This window comes from Wolbachia endosymbiont of Pentalonia nigronervosa, from assembly GCF_014534705.1.
GTDB lineage: Bacteria > Pseudomonadota > Alphaproteobacteria > Rickettsiales > Anaplasmataceae > Wolbachia.
In genome coordinates this window covers 1-1,586 of sequence record NZ_JACVWV010000147.1, presented here as the reverse complement: position 1 = coordinate 1,586, position 1,586 = coordinate 1, and the positions used below count along the sequence as shown (strand labels likewise).

Genomic DNA, 1,586 nt, shown 5'->3' with positions numbered 1-1,586 from the left:
CTTGTAACCGTGTATTACTTTATTTGAACTTATTAACAAATCTTCATCTTTGCTAGCACGTCGTATAAATAAGTAAATACTATTTTGATAATAAAAGAATTCTTGAAACTGACTTTCAAAACTATCATCTTCAGAAAGATCATGTTGTTTTAATATTGTCTGCATTGTATCTTCTGATAAAAAGTTCTTAAATAAAGTGGGCCTTTGTCTTGGGGGATTTTTTAGAATAAAAGGCGAAAAACTTTTCTTTTGAACTTTATTGAAATGAAAGACCTGTTTTAATAGATTGGGATCAATAATAAAGAAAGTAAAAAGTAGAGACTTTCTATCATATTTATTATTTCGTAATAGATATAGTTTTGAGTTCAATACGGGCTTTGCTACTTCAGTTATAGCTAACTCTGATTTAGAATTGCTAAAACGACTAACTAAATAGTAATTAAGTAGAGATTCAGAGACATCAGTAAGCATCTTACGTTTTTGTTGAGTTGGAATATCATCATGTTTCCAAAGCTCATGTTCCTTAAATAATTGGGCATTCTGTTGATCTTTAAAAAGGTGAAAAAAAATAACAGTTAGTTGTCTGGCAGAAAGAGAATTAAGCCAACTTTCGCGTAAAACTGGATTTTGAAAATCCTTAAGAAGAGAAGATACAGGCATTTCTAAACTACTTTCCCAAAATTCCCGACTAGGATAAAAATTTACCATACCCATAAGTAAAGATACTATGTTTAAAGCAGATTAAAAATTAGTCAATAAAAATCTATGGCAAAAAAAAGTGAACACATTTCTGAAAAAAGTTGAACTTATATATATAAGGGGACTTATAAAAGAAATAGCTATGGAATTTCAAATAAGCTTCGGCAAGAAGACGTCTAATTTCTTAAAGTATATAGCGGAACGTCAAAATAAGACTATTCCAAAATTAATAAGGAGATTGGTTTTTGAAGCGCTAGAAACCAGAGAAGATAAGTATTTCTCTAAAATTGCTGATGAAAGGCTTGCAAATGATAAGATCGTGCCAAGTAGTGAAGTTGATTGGGAAAAACTCTTTTCTTCTAATTCAGAAAGTACTAAAGGGTACAAATGTCGATCTTAACTCAATCGGGCCGAGCAGCAATAGCGGCAAGTATAAAAGAGCAGTCACTTCATCTTGCTTGGGGTAGTGGTGATTCAAGCTGGGAAAGTAGCCACAAAGTCGAAAAAGTTTTTGTTAAGGGTGAAATCAAACTTGATCACTGTCCAATTAAAGATGTAAAAGTTTTTAAAGGTTTAACGATCTATAAACCAAGTATAGATTATACAGTTGATAGTAATACTGGTATGATAAAGCTAGTAGAAAAAGGCTCTATTACAGTGGAAAGTACCGTTACTGTAGAGTATACTTACAGCACACCAGCAGAGCCCATTACCTCTACAAAGCTGCTGAAAGAAGTGGGAAGGCGCACCATTGATGAAATTCTCTTTTGCACAGGTGATGAGAATGGAGAATTGATTACTCCCTCCGGACGGTTTAAGCCAGCAAATGTACCAACCAATAATTTATATCTAAAATGTAGCTTTGATTTCACGGATGCAGCAAATCA

At 32.8% G+C, this 1,586-nt stretch carries 2 protein-coding genes and 1 pseudogene; 2 read left to right on the top strand and 1 reads right to left on the bottom strand.

The window, feature by feature from the left end; all coding sequences use genetic code 11:
* Positions 1-714 (bottom strand): annotated as a pseudogene (locus IC220_RS07470) (hypothetical protein); the annotation flags it as partial.
* A 64-nt stretch (positions 715-778) separates the two neighbouring features.
* Between IC220_RS07470 and IC220_RS07465 the strand changes: the two are divergent.
* Complete coding sequence (locus tag IC220_RS07465) at positions 779-1,099, top strand: hypothetical protein (protein ID WP_188153785.1); 321 nt, start codon at positions 779-781, stop codon at positions 1,097-1,099.
* The coding region (locus IC220_RS07460) for a hypothetical protein (RefSeq protein ID WP_188153784.1) at positions 1,087-1,586 on the top strand (500 nt) is incomplete at its 3' end. The genes IC220_RS07465 and IC220_RS07460, both read left to right, overlap by 13 nt.